17 protein-coding genes are annotated in these 16,384 nt (G+C 42.4%); 11 read left to right on the forward strand and 6 right to left on the reverse strand.

Annotated elements, in window-relative coordinates; translation table 11 throughout:
- The first annotated feature begins 582 nt into the window (after positions 1-582).
- The 3 genes from FHS59_RS17105 (at position 583) to FHS59_RS17115 (ending at position 7,362) form a co-directional block, all read left to right on the forward strand.
- Positions 583-2,547: a TlpA family protein disulfide reductase gene (locus FHS59_RS17105; protein WP_184496587.1), complete on the forward strand. Its 1,965-nt coding sequence runs from the start codon at positions 583-585 to the stop codon at positions 2,545-2,547.
- 5 nt (positions 2,548-2,552) lie between these two features.
- Positions 2,553-5,771 (forward strand): SusC/RagA family TonB-linked outer membrane protein, encoded by a 3,219-nt coding sequence (locus tag FHS59_RS17110; RefSeq protein ID WP_184496588.1) that lies wholly within the window; start codon positions 2,553-2,555, stop codon positions 5,769-5,771.
- A 130-nt stretch (positions 5,772-5,901) separates the two neighbouring features.
- A complete protein-coding gene (locus tag FHS59_RS17115) occupies positions 5,902-7,362 on the forward strand; it encodes a RagB/SusD family nutrient uptake outer membrane protein (protein ID WP_184496589.1) in 1,461 nt (486 codons plus the stop codon).
- Between the two features lie 54 nt (positions 7,363-7,416).
- On the opposite strand, the gene FHS59_RS17120 is transcribed toward FHS59_RS17115, so the two are convergent.
- Both FHS59_RS17120 and FHS59_RS17125 read right to left on the reverse strand, forming a co-directional pair.
- Complete coding sequence (locus FHS59_RS17120; RefSeq protein ID WP_184496590.1) at positions 7,417-7,689, reverse strand: DUF6520 family protein; 273 nt, start codon at positions 7,687-7,689, stop codon at positions 7,417-7,419.
- Positions 7,690-8,102: 413 nt separating this feature from the next.
- Positions 8,103-8,513 carry a MauE/DoxX family redox-associated membrane protein gene (locus tag FHS59_RS17125; protein WP_184496591.1) on the reverse strand — a complete coding sequence of 137 codons (411 nt, stop codon included), beginning with the start codon at positions 8,511-8,513 and terminating at the stop codon, positions 8,103-8,105.
- A gap of 433 nt (positions 8,514-8,946) precedes the next feature.
- Here FHS59_RS17125 and FHS59_RS17130 point away from each other — a divergent pair, with 433 nt between their 5' ends.
- From FHS59_RS17130 to FHS59_RS17165, 8 genes are all read left to right on the forward strand, one after another.
- Positions 8,947-9,531, forward strand: a complete 585-nt coding sequence (locus FHS59_RS17130; protein ID WP_184496592.1) for a Crp/Fnr family transcriptional regulator — start codon at positions 8,947-8,949, stop codon at positions 9,529-9,531.
- Positions 9,532-10,425, forward strand: coding sequence for a terpene synthase family protein (locus tag FHS59_RS17135; RefSeq protein WP_184496593.1), 894 nt, complete (start codon positions 9,532-9,534; stop codon positions 10,423-10,425).
- 11 nt (positions 10,426-10,436) lie between these two features.
- Positions 10,437-10,631, forward strand: coding sequence for a hypothetical protein (locus tag FHS59_RS17140; RefSeq protein WP_184496594.1), 195 nt, complete (start codon positions 10,437-10,439; stop codon positions 10,629-10,631).
- A 234-nt stretch (positions 10,632-10,865) separates the two neighbouring features.
- Positions 10,866-11,513, forward strand: a complete 648-nt coding sequence (locus tag FHS59_RS17145) for a DUF6266 family protein (RefSeq protein WP_184496595.1) — start codon at positions 10,866-10,868, stop codon at positions 11,511-11,513.
- A 232-nt stretch (positions 11,514-11,745) separates the two neighbouring features.
- On the forward strand, positions 11,746-12,492 hold the full coding sequence (locus FHS59_RS17150; RefSeq protein WP_184496596.1) for a hypothetical protein: 747 nt from the start codon (positions 11,746-11,748) through the stop codon (positions 12,490-12,492).
- Between the two features lies 1 nt (position 12,493).
- Positions 12,494-12,979 carry a DUF5675 family protein gene (locus tag FHS59_RS17155; protein WP_184496597.1) on the forward strand — a complete coding sequence of 162 codons (486 nt, stop codon included), beginning with the start codon at positions 12,494-12,496 and terminating at the stop codon, positions 12,977-12,979.
- Complete coding sequence (locus tag FHS59_RS17160) at positions 12,955-13,164, forward strand: hypothetical protein (RefSeq protein ID WP_184496598.1); 210 nt, start codon at positions 12,955-12,957, stop codon at positions 13,162-13,164. The genes FHS59_RS17155 and FHS59_RS17160 overlap by 25 nt, the downstream gene beginning before the upstream one ends.
- A gap of 198 nt (positions 13,165-13,362) precedes the next feature.
- Entirely contained in the window at positions 13,363-13,614 is a 252-nt protein-coding gene (locus tag FHS59_RS17165) for a hypothetical protein (RefSeq protein WP_184496599.1), read from the forward strand.
- An 88-nt stretch (positions 13,615-13,702) separates the two neighbouring features.
- On the opposite strand, the gene FHS59_RS17170 is transcribed toward FHS59_RS17165, so the two are convergent.
- The 4 genes from FHS59_RS17170 to FHS59_RS17180 form a co-directional block, all read right to left on the reverse strand.
- Positions 13,703-14,032 carry a carboxymuconolactone decarboxylase family protein gene (locus FHS59_RS17170; protein ID WP_184496600.1) on the reverse strand — a complete coding sequence of 110 codons (330 nt, stop codon included), beginning with the start codon at positions 14,030-14,032 and terminating at the stop codon, positions 13,703-13,705.
- A gap of 294 nt (positions 14,033-14,326) precedes the next feature.
- On the reverse strand, positions 14,327-14,449 hold the full coding sequence (locus FHS59_RS23485; RefSeq protein ID WP_262890874.1) for a hypothetical protein: 123 nt from the start codon (positions 14,447-14,449) through the stop codon (positions 14,327-14,329).
- Between the two features lie 494 nt (positions 14,450-14,943).
- On the reverse strand, positions 14,944-15,474 hold the full coding sequence (locus tag FHS59_RS17175) for a protein-export chaperone SecB (protein ID WP_184496601.1): 531 nt from the start codon (positions 15,472-15,474) through the stop codon (positions 14,944-14,946).
- 32 nt (positions 15,475-15,506) lie between these two features.
- On the reverse strand, positions 15,507-16,382 hold the full coding sequence (locus FHS59_RS17180; protein WP_184496602.1) for a hypothetical protein: 876 nt from the start codon (positions 16,380-16,382) through the stop codon (positions 15,507-15,509).
- Positions 16,383-16,384: the final 2 nt, after the last annotated feature.

Raw genomic sequence — 16,384 nt, forward strand, 5'->3', positions numbered from 1 at the left:
TCATTAATGCTGGTTGGTCGGATAGACCAAGGTGCCTGCCTGCCGTAGGCAGGGGAGGAGTATGTCTTGTTCGGAGACGTCATTTCGAAGGAAGAATGACTGAGAAATCTCATTGTTTGGTGAGAGATTTCTCCTCCTCGTTCCTCGTTTTCGCCTGCCTGCCGAAGGCATGGAAATGACCTATAAGTAGATTTTGAAGGCTTTCAGACTTCTGACTTTAGCTTTCTGACTTTCTTCGAGACTGCCACGGCTCGTACCTCGCCTCGCAATGACGGTGAATCCACGGGATATTGGTAATCGAACGTAACGTGAATAGGCTTCGACTCCGCTCAGCCTGACACACTACGGTTTTCCAACATCGGTCATCGGACACCTGTCCGCCATGGCGGGCCCAGCATAAAACACATTTCAAGCATGTTAAAAAAACTACAAATATGCTTCCTGGGATTGCTATGTCCTTTTCCCAATAGGAGCAAATCCAAAAAGTGGATAGATTTCTTCTGTATTAACAGTACTAGATCTCTCTATCTCACCGCCATAGGCGGTTTATTTCATCGACGAAGTCGATCTATCTCACGTCACTTGAAGAATTATCTCAGGGACAAAGGAGCTGTATTTCGTCAGCCACAAGCTGACATATCTCAGAAGCGAAGCGACTTTATCCCGCAAGCCGAAGGCTTGTGTATCTCTAATTTTCTAAACCAAAAATGGTTCGTTAAAACCTTTTTAATCCTTTCAATACTATTAAGTAGTATAAATGAAGTAAGTAGTCAAGTTGCTTGTTCACCACCGGGGATTGAGTTGGTTGATAACCCCGGAATTCCTGCCTTAGCAGGGTTCCATCGGAGCGGGGAGACCCGTTCCGATACTTTCTACTCGGTTACAGCGCAGGATATAGATGGGGGGCATGCTCCAGCAGTAGTCAGCCACAATCATGTAGCTGGTCATTCTAATACTGTCATGCTGAGCGGAGCCGAAGCATTAGTTGATAACTCTATTTCTCTAGGGCAGGGGAGTCTTGGCTCTCCTGCCAATAATGCAGTGTTGATCTATATGGAGCTGGCAAAGAAGGGAGAATTGGATACGCTGACTTTTGAGACGGTGCCTTTTCAGGTTTCCCGGTTGCATCCCAATTTCAGGCAAAAGGAGCATTTTTTGGTCGGTCGAAAGGGAAGTTTTCTGGAAGGGGTCAATCCGGTGTCGGATCAGATGTTTTTGTTTGAGTCCTATGATTATCAGGAGCCGGGTTATTTCAGTCTGAAGATGGGCGAGGAGGGGATTTTGGAAAACTACCTGCTGTTTCCTGGTGATTCCATCAAGGTGCGGATTCAGGATGTGGCACACCGGATCAGCTTTGCAGGTCCTGATGCAGCTCTTTTTGAATGCCAGTACCAGATGGCCCTTGCAGGAGATCAACGAAGGTTCTCCCGGCCTTCCCAGATGATAACAGATGATGCAGAGAAGTTTTTGTCCAGAGATAATTACCGGGATCGGTACCTCACTGCCAAGAACAGTTTCGGTAGCTCCTTGGAACTGGTGGAGTATGGTAAGGAGGAATTGGAAGAGTGGATGGAGCAATGGAACGTTCCAGTTGCCAAACTGCCCGAATGGAAGGTGCTGGAGTCCTATCGGGACAGGATATCCCCTGAGGCCTATGAAATCCTCTTGGCGGATCTGATCGGGAATTACCGGGCTGCCCTGCTGGGCAAATTCAGGAATGAAATGTATGGACGGGCCGTGCATTCCCATGACAGCCTCTTGGTTTCGGAACTGAAAGAGTTGTTTCTCGAAGATCTGTATGAGATCGATAGTTTTTCGCCTGTGTTGGACTTTTCCAGTGGATGGCTTTTCTATCAGTATGAGCAGGCATACCTGAAGGCTTTGATCACCAATACTTCTTTTAGCAAAGGGGTGCAGGAGTCCTATTCGGGGGATCTCATGGCAAATATTCTCCTGAAATTTTTGATGGATAAATTCCAACAGATCCCAACCAAATCTTCATTTATGGAGCGGATTGCTCCTTTTATGGTGACTGCTGACCAGAAAGGCCAATTGGAGGAGTACAGGTCTAAATATGTTTCCGGCATACCTATTCAGGATTTTCTGTTCGAGGATCGCAAGGGCAAGGTTTATTCCAAGGCTGATTTTGCTGATCAGTTGACCCTGTTCTATTTCTGGAGTACGGGCTGTGGGGCCAGCGAGAATTTTTACCAAGAGACTTTTGATGAGTTGGCCAAAGAGTTCCGGGATTCCGAGCAGGTGACCTTGGTTGCTGTCAACGCTTCCCCAACTGCTGAGCTTTGGAAGAGGGGCCTTTCCTCTGGGAATTATACCTCTGACAAACTGCTCAATCTCTACATGGGAGCGGAAGCTCAGGGATGGAAATCCCATTATAACATCCACATGTTTCCACAGCTGATGATGATGGATCCCAAGGGAAGGAACCTGGAGATCCTTTTTCTGGGTCAGGATGCAGCAAGCATCCGTGATCAGATTGAGTCTGCACTTTCTGTCGGTGGAAATGACAATGTATCATCTAAAGATTAATGGCTATGACTGTATTAAAAGCAATGAATATTCAACACTATACATATAAAATAGCATTGGCTCTGATGCTGTTCCTTTATTCCACTTGTATTTATTCTCAGAACAAATACACGCTCAAAGGAAAGATTACAGATCGGGAATCAGGGGAAAGCCTCCCGGGCATTTTGATCCAGGTGATCCCGGCAGGGATCAGCCAGATCAGTACGGATCAGGGGGGATTTGAACTGGTATTGCCGGCAGGGGAACAGGAGCTGACTTTCACTCACCTCAGCTATCTTCCGGTGAAGATGATATGGAATGGAGAAGAGCAAGCGGGAGAATTCCTGGAGGTGAAGATGGATCCCTCTGAGACCGAATTGACTGCGGTGGAAGTGGTGTCCACAGGATACCAGCAACTTCCCAAGGAACGGGTGACCGGTTCCTTTGTGCAAGTCGATCAGGAGCTTGTCAACAGAAGTGTGACGACCGATGTGCTCCAGAGACTGGATAATATCACACCGGGATTGATTTTCAACAAAGACAAAAATGACGAAAACAGCATCAGTATCCGGGGTACCAGCACCATCTTCGCGGATAGCGAGCCGCTGATCATTATTGATAATTTTCCTTACGATGGAAAGATCGAAAATATCAATCCCAATGATGTGGAGTCCATCACCGTGCTGAAGGATGCCGCTGCTGCCTCCATCTGGGGAGCCAGGGCAGGAAACGGAGTAATTGTCATCACCACCAAATCAGCAGGCTATGGTCAGGGGTTGAACGTATCCTTCAATGCCAATGTGACTGTGAGTGAAAAACCGGATCTATTTGTCAATCCGAAAATGGAGGTGTCTGATTTTGTGGATATAGAGGAAATGCTCTTTGAACAGGGGTTCTATCGAAGCAGGTACAATTCCACCAGAAACCCCTTGGTATCTCCGGTAGTGGAAAACTTGTATGCACTGGACAACGGGCAGATCTCAGAGGCCGATGCCCAGCAGCAGTTGCAGCAGTTCCGAAGCACAGACCTGAGGAATGAAATTGCCAGGCATCTCCAGAGGCCAGCTGTCAACCAGCAGTATTCCCTGAATATCTCTGGAGGAGGGAAGGTTTCCAACCATAGCTTTGGATTGGGATACGATCAGAATCTTGCCTCACTATTGGGAAACCAACGGAACCGGTTGACCATGTCCAACAACAATAACTGGAAGTTTTTGAACGATAAGCTTTCAGTATTGGCCGGAATGTACCTTAGCTTCGAGAACAATGAAAACGGATCTCCATCTACAGCTGGATTGGATCCTTATTCCAAATTGGCGGACGAATCCGGAAATCCATTGCCGGTATATTCTACCTGGAGCAACCGCTATATTCTGGCAGCCCCTGAAAATGGGTTTTTAAACTGGCAATATGTACCGCTAGAGGAAATTGGATTGGCTCCTGATAGGAACAATTCACAGGATCTGCGTCTCAATGCACGGGTTGCCTATCAGATTATTCCGGGGCTTTCAGCGGAACTATCCTATCAGTATTGGAAGAACAAAGGGGAAGCAAGGCAATTGTTTCCTATGGAGAGTTTTTATGCCAGAAACCTGATCAATACCTATACCCAGTTTGATGATCAGGGAGTCATGAGTTTTCCGATCCCGAGAGCGGACATTCTGGATGCCTCCTTTAGTACTTCTTTTAGCCATACCTATCGGGGTTTGTTGCGATTTGACAGGAATTTTCAAGGGCGTCATGCGGTCAATGCCATTGCGGGTTTTGAAGTGCGGGATTTTAATTCCGAGAGTCAGGGGGGAAGACATTATGGCTATGATGATGAGACAGGATTGGTGGAGCCCGTGGATTACCTGACCCAATGGAGAAAGGCTCCTGATCGATTTCCAGCCAATATTCCTTACCATGATTTTTTTCAGGGACAGACAGACAGGTACCTTTCAGGCTATATGAATGCCGGTTATACCTTGGATCAAAAGTATTCCCTGACTGCAAGCATCAGACGGGATGCCTCCAATTTATTTGGGGTGAATACCAATCAGAAGTTTGTGCCGCTTTGGTCTGCCGGTTTGGGCTATACCATCAGTGAAGAGGAGTATTTTAAGATGGGCTGGGTTGATTTTCTGAGACTTCGGGTTTCTTATGGGTACAATGGCAATACTGATAAACGGGTGTCGGCCTTCCCAAGTGGACGCCTCTTTTCAGGATCAGGAAATTATTTTACCTACCTGCCTTATACCATAATCGATCTACCAGGGAATCCCCAGTTACGATGGGAACGGATCGGGATTACCAATATAGGCATGGATTTCAATCTCTTTGGGGATCGGGTTTCCGGGACATTTGAATGGTTTAGCAAATCCGGCCAGGATATCATCGGGGATTATTCCCTCCCAAGTTCGTTGGGCTTCTCTTCTCTGAGAGGCAATTATGCCAATACCCTGACCAAAGGCTTTGACCTTTCGGTGAATGTGGGGATTGTCCAGAAAGACTTTACTTGGAATACGATCTTTTTTGTCAGTCACCTGAATGAGAAAGTTTCTAAATACGAGGGGAAAGGGTTGACATCCGATTACCTGAATTATGGGATCGGAGCCTCCAATGGATTCCCTTATGAAGGCAGACCGCTGCAGGGAGTTTACAGTTATGAATGGGCTGGACTGGATGCCCAGACTGGGGCTCCGGTGGGCAAACTGGAAGGACAGGGAAGCATGGATTACAGTGCCATTGTGGGACAGACGATGCCTGAGGATCTGGTTTATCATGGTTCGGGAAGACCTACCTGGTTTGGTGCTTTCAGAAATGACCTGCAATACAAGGATTTCAACTTATCCGTCAATGTTAGCTACCGACTTGGCTATTACATCCGAAGAACGGGGATTAACTATTATTCCCTATTGGGAGGGGAGTATGGCCATGCTGACTATGCAAAAAGATGGCAGTCGCCAGGGGATGAATTACAGACAGATATCCCGGCCATGCCGGAAAGCAGGGATCAGCAACAATCCAATTTTTACCTAAAATCAGGTGCTTTGGTGGATAGGGGGGATCATATCCGACTTCAGGATATCCGATTGTCCTACAGGATTCCTACAGGGGATAAATGGATCAACAATACAGAGTTTTATTCCTATGTGAATAACCTGGGGATTCTCTGGAAGAAGAGCAAATCAGTGGTGGATCCTGATTATCAGTCTTCTGTACCTGCGAGATCCATTTCAGTTGGAATCCGGAAATCCTTTTAGGTGGATGGAATGGAAGAAGCTTTGAAATGGAATCAACTTATGTGGATTCAACAGGATGGGAATTGGACTTATCCTTTCCCTATCCTGCATCAAAATCAGGTGAATCAATAAATCAAACAATGTGAGAGAAATGAAACAGATAATAAAAAATAGAAATATCGGATTTTATGGGGACATAAGAATTTATAGACCCTTAGGATTATATAGAAACGCAATGTTTTCCAGAACCATAGGACAAATTAGAAACTTGGGATTGATCCTGCTTTCAGGGCTGATGCTACTGGGATGTGAGGGGTTTTTGGACGAGAAACCATCCAAAAACCAAGTGATCCCTACTTCGGTGAGTGAACTGGAAGGCTTGCTGTATGCCCGGTCATTTGGTATGAACCAAGACCATACGTTGGGGAATTTGGCAACGGATGATTTCGAAATCACCGAGTCCGGATTTGCCCAGTTGATCCAGTTGGAAAGGAATACCTGTACCTGGGAGTATGACCCGTTTTTGGAGGAGGTTTCCGGAGAATGGGCATCTTTATATAAGCAGGTCTATAATGCGAATTTGGTGCTGGAAGGCTTGGCATCTCTTGAAAAATCAGGAGTGAGCGGTTTGGAGTTGGATCAAGTGAAAGGCTATGCCTTATTTGTGAAGGCACAAGCCTATTATTTTTTGTTGCAGGCCTATACCGCTCCTTATGATCCGGCCAAGTCGGAATCTATGTTGGGAATACCTTTGCGGAATTCTTCGGATATCACGATTAGTGCCCAGAGAAGTACTCTGGAAGAATCCTATCGGGAGACTGTTGATTTGTTGCTGGAGTCGCTGGCCTATTTGCCAGAGCGGGTAGAAAGCAGAAAGAAACCTTCCCAATGGGCAGCCCATGCTTTGCTTTCCCGGATTTATTTGATTCAGGGGGCATTTCAGAAAAGTTTGGAACAGGCAGAAATGGCTTTGGCGATCGGGGATGAATTGATTGATTACAACAGTCTGGATCCGGAAGCATTTTACCCATTTGCTGAATTTGGACCGGAGAATATCTATGGTGTTTCGATCAGTGTGAGGCAGTTCTGGACCTCCATGGGAATAGGAGTGAATCAGGAACTTTATGAAAGCTATGATAGTACGGATTTACGGAAAACACTTTTCTTTTATGAAAGTCCTGAATCTGTGATGCTTTTCAAGGGGGATTATACCGGAAATTACGAACGCTTTGCAGGCTATGCGGTGGATGAATTGTACCTGACCAAAGCGGAATGCCAGGCCAGACTTGGCAATGAGGAGTTGGCTATGGAGACCATGGATCAGTTGCTTTCCAAGAGATATAAAGTGGGGATGTATGAACCAGTGGAAGGGATTTCCGGAATGGATTTATTGACCTTTATCCTTCAGGAAAGAAGAAAGCAGCTGGTTTTCAGAAATATCAGATGGATTGATCTTAGGAGATTGAATCAAGAAGAGGAATTTAAGAAGGTTTTGACCAGAGAGATCGAGGGTACTTCTTACGTATTGGAGCCTGGATCTTTCAAATATGCATTTCCAATTGCATTGGATGAAATCAACCTAAATAGTTTGGAGCAAAACCCTGGCTATTGATAGCAAAACAGGCGCGGAAAATCCGCGCCTGATATAGATGAATACTGATTAGAATTACAAAATGGGAAGTGCTCCGTTTTTTTGGAAGATACCCATAGAGGCAGCTGTGCTGTTGACATCTGGTTCACTGAAGGTACAGACCTGAGTTGAACCATTACATTGATATGTGGTTGGCCCAGGAATTACCTCGGTCAGATCGTACCACTCATCCGGTTCACCTGTTGGTCGGTATTTTTCAACATCCGGTTGTGCAAAATTCATGGCCATGGCCATGGTTGCTCCGAGCACTAATCCCAGTGCCGGGAGCAGGGTTTTTATTGATTTCATAATCTTGTCGGTTTTGGGAGTTGCCTCCCGATTCAACATGGTTGTACTCAGTTCCACTGATCAGGAGTTCCTTCCGAGGGCTTCATCCTTCGTGAGGAATCCGCCCAAGAACTCCCGTTCAGCGGGTGAACCGTCCGGGTTGCCCCGGTATGGGAGTCGGTTCCACTCCCCGCAGCGCCGAGTGTTGACCGGCATCTTCACTCCCAGTCATGGAAGATGGACGCAGCTGTTTTCTTGCTTTTAAAGACAATTTTTTGGGGTGGGTTGCCTTTTGCCTGCCCCGTTTTTTTCATTTGTTTTAATATATGTTTAGTAAACTAATGTTTATTTAGTTGTTTTGTATTGTTTAAGTAAAAATTAGTTATATTAGTGTAATGAATTGGTGCTCTTTGCCTAGTTAGTTGCTTAACGCCTCAAGCGGAGCCTCCTGGTTCCGCTTTTTTGATTTTCAGACCAAGGATGCAGATCACAATCAGAGAGCAGTTGAGCCAGAAATGTGCTTCCCAACCCATGCTTTCCAAAATCCCGGCACAGTTACAGGGGATCCTGGGAAAAGCTCCCACCCAGATCAAACCAACATAGGTAGTAAATACAGTTAGCAGCAATATGCTACCTAGATATCCCCACCATCTGGTGATTGAAAAGAGTAGGAGCAGGGCGAGTAGCAACTCAGAGACCGGAATAACATAAGCTAACACCTCTGCCAGTTCACCAGTAAAAGTCTGGTTATGAAAAGCCTTCCTGCTTGCTTCAAACTGGATCAGTTTATCCAATCCTGTATAGGTCCAGAGGAGAATCAGAAGTGTTGGAGCTATTTTGTCCATGATATGCTTTTACTATTTAATGCTACAAATTGAAAAGGTATCCGCTCCCTCTCTTAAAGTAACAGTGCTGATGGATAAATCCCGAAAAGGATTGATTCAGTAAACTTTTCAAGATCGAGGACTAGCTTGAGTTAGCCTCTTTTCGAATTCCTTTTACCTATTTCTAAGGGTTTAACTTATGCTGTATTTACCGCTATGAAGATCGATGTATGAAATTTACCTTGACTTAACTGACTGATAGCATGTCATTTGACGTAAAATTCAAGCCTGTATGAAAATCGTGTCATCTGGCACAAAATTCTCAACTACAGTAATAATTCATTTTAAATTTTTTGGAGATTCGATTTTCTTAACATTATCTTAATACTGTTATTTTAGTTTATCTAAACCTGATTTTAGTTTTTTTAGGATTGTTTGATTTAATACTACAATTATGGAATTACAGTATAAAAAGCAGCTAGTTGATTTTTTAGGCCAGCTGATGCCAGTAACAGAGGGTGAGTTAAATTCTATTTTTCCTTACATCCATCAGAAAAAATTCAAAAGTGGAGCAATTATTACTTCAATAGGAGAATTGGATATTCATTCCCGCTTTATATGCAAAGGCTTTATCGGTCTTTACAAAGAAACTGATACAGAAGCAAAATTGGAGCATATATTCGGAGAAGAAGATATGGCTAGAGAGTTTCATTCTTACTACTCTGGAGAAAGAAAAAATTATTTTTTAAAAAGTATATCAGAGACGATTGTTTTGGAGATCAGCAAAATAGACCAAGAAAGAATACTGGATAAGGATTCCAAAATGGCGATTTTGACCAATAAAGTGATGGATTTTATTATCCAAAGAAGATCAATAGTTACAGGTTTAAGAATTTTGGATTTGAGTTCTGGATATGAAGAATTATTAAAGGTTTTCCCAGGTATTGGTATCTACCTGACAAGAAATGATTTGGCCAGTTTTTTTAATTGTAGCGTCAGTAAAGTGGCACGGTGGAGAAGAGATCTTAGCAAGAAATAAATGAACCTCTCTGTTATACCAATATCACTCAACATCCATACGCAGGAAGCTGAAACAGCAGCTATTGATTGGGGTTGGAATTTTGGGATAGTGGACGATGAGCATATCCTAAAATCTGAGAAAGTTCTTTGGCTTGCAGGCTATGCTCTGCCGGATTTGGATAAATTCCATTTAGAGGAAGTGACTAAGTTTTTCTTTTGCCTGTATACCTTGGATGAATTACTTGAAGACTGCACTTACGAAGATGCTATGGAGTTTTTCCACAGATGGGAAGAGTATCTTTTTTACCAGGATTTTGAAAGTCCATTTAGCTCTTTATGGTATGCTTTAGATAATGCACTGGAGAAAATGGAAACCTTTAGCGATCAAGAGTGGAGGGACACATTATGGTTTTACTTAGATGATTATATGCAGGCAAGAAGATGGGAATATTGCAATGTAAAGGAAGGTATTATCCCAGGAATGAATTTATTTATTATGCAGCGTTCGTATTCTTCAGGAATCTATTTAGCTAGTCATTTTCTTAAACTCAATTATCCTGCAGAAGAATACCCAATTCTGTGGGTAGAGCAGCGAGTTGCTAGGATCATTTGTCTTTCATCAGATTTGAAAGCATTTCAATTCCATCGCAAAACTCAGAATAATCACAATGAATTGGTGCTAAGACAGCTACATACAGGAGTTTCTGATGCAGAAATCATCAGGCATGCATTGAATTCTTTAAGCCTGTTATTTAAAAATTTAATTGAAATGATCCAGGAGTTAACAAATAATAATAAATCCTTGACAACATGGACAGATCAATTGATGCTATTGTTGGGGGGCTACCTCTATTGGTCCGAAGAAAATACACTTCGGTATGGAACTACAGTTAATGGAATTAATAAGACTTAAATGAAATTTTTATGCAAATCAAACGATGTGTAATTTTTGCAAAAGATATCCAGCGGATAACTGGCAAAAGCGAACGGTATAGCCATGATGTGCTACGTAAAATCCGAGAAGAATTTGACAAAGGTGCAAAGCAGTTTGTTACAGTGGAGGAATTTTCAGCTTTTTCCGGTATACCGGAAGAAAAGCTAAAAGAATATTTATTCTAGTGCTCCATTTCTTCACATTAGGGTTGGTATCCTCACCATAGTCTGGGATAATAGAATGATACTGCTAGTCAAAGTCATACTTCCGCCCTTGATTCTCCCTTAACCCCCCCTTGTTCTGCCCTTGACTCTCCCAGTAGCTAAGGGACCACCATGGGGGTAGATTGGGAACAAGAGAGAAGTTGCTATGGAATTGCCATAAGCCATCAAATATTAACAACTTAACGAGTAAGAACAATGGGAAAAGTAACAGATTCTCTACTATGCGGTGTTACCGGAAAGGTCGGAAACCTAGTCATCTACAAGCAAAAGGGCAAAACATTTATAAAGCAGCTTGCCACAAGATCCGGTAAATACCAACCTTCCAAAAAACAAATCTATTCAAACAGAGCTTTTGTGAAGGTTCAGCAGTTCCTCCTTCCCATAGAATCAGTTTTGTCCAAAGGTTTCGAACGCTTTACTTCAGGCGGTAAAAGAGGAATACATTTAGCGATGTCCTGGGCATTGAAGCATGCAGTGGAAAATGAAGAAGGGATTCCTCAGCTCTACCCGGAAAAGGTCAAAGTATGCGACGGGGATCTGAATCTTTCCTCAGGTTTGAAATTGATAAAGAATGAAGAAAACTCTTATACCGTTATCTGGAATGCCGATGAACATGGAAGAGCAAAAAATTCTGATTTTTTTTGGATGCTTATTTATAATCCCATCAGTAAAAGATATCAATTGATAGATAATGGAATTTATCGGAAAAGAGGATTTATCCAATTTTCCTTGAATTCAAATATCGATCCAGTGGGAGCCTATGTTTATGTTTCATTCTATAGATTATTTAAAGGAAAGAGCCCGGAGTTTTCAGATTCATTTTGTTTAGGTCTGATGGAATAAGTTCAATTTTCCTAACTACAATTTCTGATATTGATTTATCATTTGGTCCCACTAACTGCTTCAAAACTTTCATTTATCCCAGATATCTGGGATTTTTTTTTTCTCGCTAATGATTAAATAACAGCAAATTCCTGAAGAGATAGCAGATTCCGGCAAATACTGCATATTCAATTGATAGCCAGTTTAATAAGGCTCAATTTTCCTGCATGTTTAACCTAAAACCCATTTATATATGGCAAAACAAGCAGGAGTAATTACACTTAATGGAAAAGTAGGAAGATTGTCTTTTTACAAAACCAAAGACGGCTACCTCGCCAGAGAAAAAGGAGGAGTGAGCAAAAGCAGGATCATGAATGATGCACGCTTTGCCCGAACCAGAGAGAACCTGAAGGAATTTGCGGACAATGCCAGTTCGGCAAAGTTATTCCGTGATGCTCTCAGACCAGTCATAGCCAAAATCGGAGATAGCAGGCTGGCTCTCCGTATTACCCAGGTGATGATGAAAGTTCTTAAATCTGACCTGGTAAATAATCGTGGTGAACGAATGGTAAGAGCTGGAGACTGGAATCTGTTGAAAGACCTAGAACTGAATGCTGCCAGTTCCTTGGGAAGCACTCTTTTTCTAGAGATCACTTATGCTGACTCCCCGACGTCTTGGGATGCAAGTATCCCAGCCTTTATTCCACAGGATTTTGTGGCAGTTCCAAAGGGGGCCACACACCTTCGGATTACAGCTACAGGCATTGGATTGGACTTTGAAACATCTGGTCGATCAGTCCAAACTGTCAGTTCGGATCTGCTACCGGTGATTGATCCGAGTCTGCCGATCAGCCTTTCTGTTCCGAAGGCTCCACTTTCTGGAACCCATAGGGCCTTTGCGCTTAGTGTAGAGTTTGTTCAGATGGTCAATGGAAGTGAATACTCCATTAACAATGGAGCTCACAATGCCGCCAAGATCATTGGGGTAGAACAAGTCTAAGATGAGACTGGTACTTCATAGAAAGTACCGGGCAGGGATTACCCTTGGGAGATTGTTTCTGGGCAAGCAGCAACTCTGCTTTACCCGGGAGCCTCCCAAGGCTTGCTTTGGTACAGAAACCAACTGTCTGGAGGAAGGAGTTTATGAACTGGAACCCATTCACTCAGAGGAAAAGGGTTGGGAGATAGGAATAGGGGAAAAGGGAAAAATCCGAAGCCTCGGTCTTTGCCTGCCTGCCGGGAAGGCAGGTACCCATAGACCGAAAGATGAGATTAAGGAAAGAGATGAAAAGCTAGAATCCTGTTCCATTTATCCAGTCACTTCATATAGAGCTGACGGTACCCCACTATTTACCAAACTAGCACTTCTCAAACTGATAGAAAGGCTGGAGAGGGAATGGGAGCGGGGAGAAGTGGTGGAATTGCAGATTGTTTCAGAAGGAATTCCTTATCAATTGGAATCATGTCTACAGCAGAGCTACTCCTAAGCCTTGCCGGAGCAGTGACCATGTTGCTGCTTTCCGTGATCGCTTACTTTCTGAAGCTGTTGATCGATGATACCCGACAGTTAAAGGGAGAATTGGCCAAACTGAAAGATCTGTTTTATAGACTCGAGATTGAACAGGCTTTTCTGAAGAATATGATGCAAAGGACTCGCAGTCCCCCTGAATAGTCATTTGACGGTTTTTCTGGTCTAGTCATTTCGAAGGAGGTACGACTGAGAAATCTCCTTAAATGGCAAGAGATTTCTCCTTCCTCCGGTCGTCGAAATGACGTAAGTGAAAACGGCCTCGGTCGGTTAGCAGTGGACAACCGCCATCCGCCAACTGTCTAATTAAACTTTCACATTTTAACACTTAACATTCCAACCATGAACATACTAAATGAAATAAAAACACGGGCATCCGCCCCAACACCAATTTTCTTCCAAAAAGTAAAGAAAATCGGATTGATCATCGCAGCCATTGGCACCGCAGTACTCACTGCACCAGGCGTCGTTCCCGCAGTATTGCTAACCTATGCAGGTTATGCAATCACAGCAGGTACAGTCCTGGTCTCCATCGCCCAACTCACAGTTGATGAGGAGCAATTGGAGGAGAAGCTGTTTGCTTCAGTGAAATAAAATTGAAATGATTTGAATACAAAAACACCCGATCTGGTTTCCTAATCGGGTGTTTTGGCATATTGGAATTCCAAAAACGCTAAAATTACTAAACCTCATCAAATAGCCGCATTGCCAGAAGACCATTACCGACAGCTCCCCCTGCACGGATGGCTGAAGCAATGAATACCGTCTCTGCAATTTCCTCTTTGGTGGCACCGGCTTTTTTGGCATTTTGAATATGTGATTCCATGCAGTAGGCACACTGTGTGGTCAATGCAACTGCGATAGACATGAGTTCACGGTACTTGATCGGTATCAGTCCATCTGTTCGCTCCGAAGTATGCTTTAAGTTCATAAATGCAGCGGACTCCTTAGGTGCAGATTCCAGTAATTCTTTGGTATAGGCTCGGTCTTGTGGGTTTTGGTACTGTTTCATTGGGTCTGTTAATTGGTTTGAATGAAAATGAAGTATAAAAAAAAATAGAGCAAATAGCTATATTCACCCAAGATTATCGTTCAACTTTCCCGTTGTCCTGCTTCTCCAGAAGCTGGACTAAAACTATGTCCATTCCTTTTTTTTAGTTTTGTATATCCGCTTTCTTTCAAGTAGCAAAGTAAAAAAGGGTTTGAAGTATCTTTCGAAGTGCTGTGGACAATGGTCTGTCGTCAGTGGTCGATTATCCGCGACTTTCAAAATTCAATCTTTAACTACTGCCACCATTGCGGATAATTATTTTATCCATATCCCCCAAGCAACAGCAAAAAGCGGAAAAGGATTTTCTGCTCCTAATGCCCTGATCATAGCGATAAAGCTGATAAAAACAGTTCCTAAAAATTTTATTACTAACCACATAATCAGAAGGCTTTTTTGAATGACTAATATATCAGTTTACGAGTTTGGTACAAAGTTGTTAGTTCTTAAAATTGTTAAAAATTAAAGACATATTTATATAGATAAATTATTGATTTTCTGTTAGTTGGTTTCCTTTGTTTTCTATTATTACCATTTCATTACCTCCGTTTCTGCCTCAGCAAAGTCGAATAGAAAGGTGTTTTTCACTAAACCCGGACCATTATACTGCGGTCTACCTGCCGTTATGAAGAGACAGGTGACGATCTTCTCCATGCCTACCTCAAGATCCCTCTCCTCGAAAGCCTGTCCTGCAGAATTGCGGTATAAGGAGTGGAGTGAGGTAGAAAAAGCCAATTACAAATTCATAAGAATATTAGGGTTGAATTTTAAACCCCACCTTGTCCCGATGATAATTTAACTACACCTAGCGGGGGAGTTGGTCGAAGGTATACAACTCAAACACCTTTATCCGACAATTTTATCTTGACATGACACTAATCTTCTTCTGGTAGTCTGTCGAGTACGTTTGCCCTGTACATTCCTTCAAAATCTATCGGGTTGACCAGCAAAGGCGGAAATCCCCCTTCACGGGTAACGTTAGCTATCAAATTCCTCACGAAAGGAAACAGGAGCTGAGCCACCTCAACCATCAAAGTAAATTGAATTTTCATGTCTTTCTCCTTAACTTTTTCAGGATTGATCTCAGCTGCCACATCATCAATCAATGCATCTTCAACCGGAACGTCAATATGGACGAAAGCAACGTAGGAAATATAACCTGTAAAAGCAACAAACTCCTCTTCTATATCATCTTCTGTGTTATTGTTAATATTGGTCGCGTTAAATTTTACAGTCAAAGTAACTGTGTAATAGTTCTCAGCTTTAAGAGGGTGTGCTTCGATATTAACATCAACTGAAACTACCGGAGGTTTAGTTATGTTTAATGACAAATAGCCTTCAGGATTGATGAAGCTAAATTCGTTAATGTATTGCGAATGCACTGAAAAAGGAAAAAATTCTTTCATTTTATTAGATTTTATGTTTGTGAAATAAGTTTTCAAAAAAGTTCAAAAGGGGGCAAACTATCTTCATATCCAACCTCACTGAACGCATTTTTTGCACCATTTCCAAAAATCTGAGTATCTCGGATCCCGATTTGTTCATTGGATATACTTAAGACCCTTTCCTTTGTTTTCTCAATATGAACAAGTGCTTCGAAAAGTGATCCTCTGAAGATCATAAAAGCCCGGACTGTACAAATAAATCTTTCTGGATCCTGATTTTTAACAATGGCCATTTTGAACTTACCTTGTTTTGAAGGCAGAACGAGATGCTTTTCTACTACCATGCGAAATTTTGCCAATTTGTTTTCTTTTTTCAACCTTTGGATTTTTTCTTTTTGATTTTCAAGTTCTTCTTTATTCTCAATCTTATTATAATGAAAAGACAGAGCCTCTTTCATCTCTTCAAACGTCTCACAGAAATAGAAAAATCCGTGCCTACCTGATACATTATCAAAGAAAAAACGAATATATTTTCTAATTTTATCAAATGCAGGGTCATCTGTCTTTTTGTCCTTTTCTTCTTGAAACTTATTGAACTCTTCGTTTTTGAGCAAATCGATCTCTGCATTCAACTCATAAATAGGCTTGTTTTCGCCAAGTAATATCTTGATGCCAGTATTTACTTTATTATATAAAATCGTAGATGTAAACGGTCTGTAGGGGGAAGTATTTTTAATTTCATATAATGTATATCCCTTCCCTTCCTCTTGGTAGATATCAAAATTGAGAGCTTTTTTGATTTCCATCTGATCGCTTGGACTGAATTGGATCTTGGAAGAGCCCTCATTAAAATATAAAAAATCCTCGGTGGTGAATTCTTTTTCTGGATCCACTTTTTGCCAATTATAAAAGCTGTTTCTGATCTTCATAA

This window comes from Algoriphagus iocasae, from assembly GCF_014206875.1.
Classification (GTDB): domain Bacteria; phylum Bacteroidota; class Bacteroidia; order Cytophagales; family Cyclobacteriaceae; genus Algoriphagus; species Algoriphagus iocasae.

Excerpts from the sequence above, each read along its gene's own strand:
- FHS59_RS17110 (WP_184496588.1), top strand. The coding sequence starts at position 2,553 with ATGACTGTATTAAAAGCAATGAATATTCAACACTATACATATAAAATA.
- FHS59_RS17115 (WP_184496589.1), top strand. The coding sequence starts at position 5,902 with ATGAAACAGATAATAAAAAATAGAAATATCGGATTTTATGGGGACATA.
- FHS59_RS17120 (WP_184496590.1), bottom strand. The coding sequence starts at position 7,689 with ATGAAATCAATAAAAACCCTGCTCCCGGCACTGGGATTAGTGCTCGGA.
- FHS59_RS17125 (WP_184496591.1), bottom strand. The coding sequence starts at position 8,513 with ATGGACAAAATAGCTCCAACACTTCTGATTCTCCTCTGGACCTATACA.
- FHS59_RS17130 (WP_184496592.1), top strand. The coding sequence starts at position 8,947 with ATGGAATTACAGTATAAAAAGCAGCTAGTTGATTTTTTAGGCCAGCTG.
- FHS59_RS17135 (WP_184496593.1), top strand. The coding sequence starts at position 9,532 with ATGAACCTCTCTGTTATACCAATATCACTCAACATCCATACGCAGGAA.
- FHS59_RS17140 (WP_184496594.1), top strand. The coding sequence starts at position 10,437 with ATGCAAATCAAACGATGTGTAATTTTTGCAAAAGATATCCAGCGGATA.
- FHS59_RS17145 (WP_184496595.1), top strand. The coding sequence starts at position 10,866 with ATGGGAAAAGTAACAGATTCTCTACTATGCGGTGTTACCGGAAAGGTC.
- FHS59_RS17150 (WP_184496596.1), top strand. The coding sequence starts at position 11,746 with ATGGCAAAACAAGCAGGAGTAATTACACTTAATGGAAAAGTAGGAAGA.
- FHS59_RS17155 (WP_184496597.1), top strand. The coding sequence starts at position 12,494 with ATGAGACTGGTACTTCATAGAAAGTACCGGGCAGGGATTACCCTTGGG.
- FHS59_RS17160 (WP_184496598.1), top strand. The coding sequence starts at position 12,955 with ATGTCTACAGCAGAGCTACTCCTAAGCCTTGCCGGAGCAGTGACCATG.
- FHS59_RS17165 (WP_184496599.1), top strand. The coding sequence starts at position 13,363 with ATGAACATACTAAATGAAATAAAAACACGGGCATCCGCCCCAACACCA.
- FHS59_RS17170 (WP_184496600.1), bottom strand. The coding sequence starts at position 14,032 with ATGAAACAGTACCAAAACCCACAAGACCGAGCCTATACCAAAGAATTA.
- FHS59_RS23485 (WP_262890874.1), bottom strand. The coding sequence starts at position 14,449 with ATGTGGTTAGTAATAAAATTTTTAGGAACTGTTTTTATCAGCTTTATC.
- FHS59_RS17175 (WP_184496601.1), bottom strand. The coding sequence starts at position 15,474 with ATGAAAGAATTTTTTCCTTTTTCAGTGCATTCGCAATACATTAACGAA.
- FHS59_RS17180 (WP_184496602.1), bottom strand. The coding sequence starts at position 16,382 with ATGAAGATCAGAAACAGCTTTTATAATTGGCAAAAAGTGGATCCAGAA.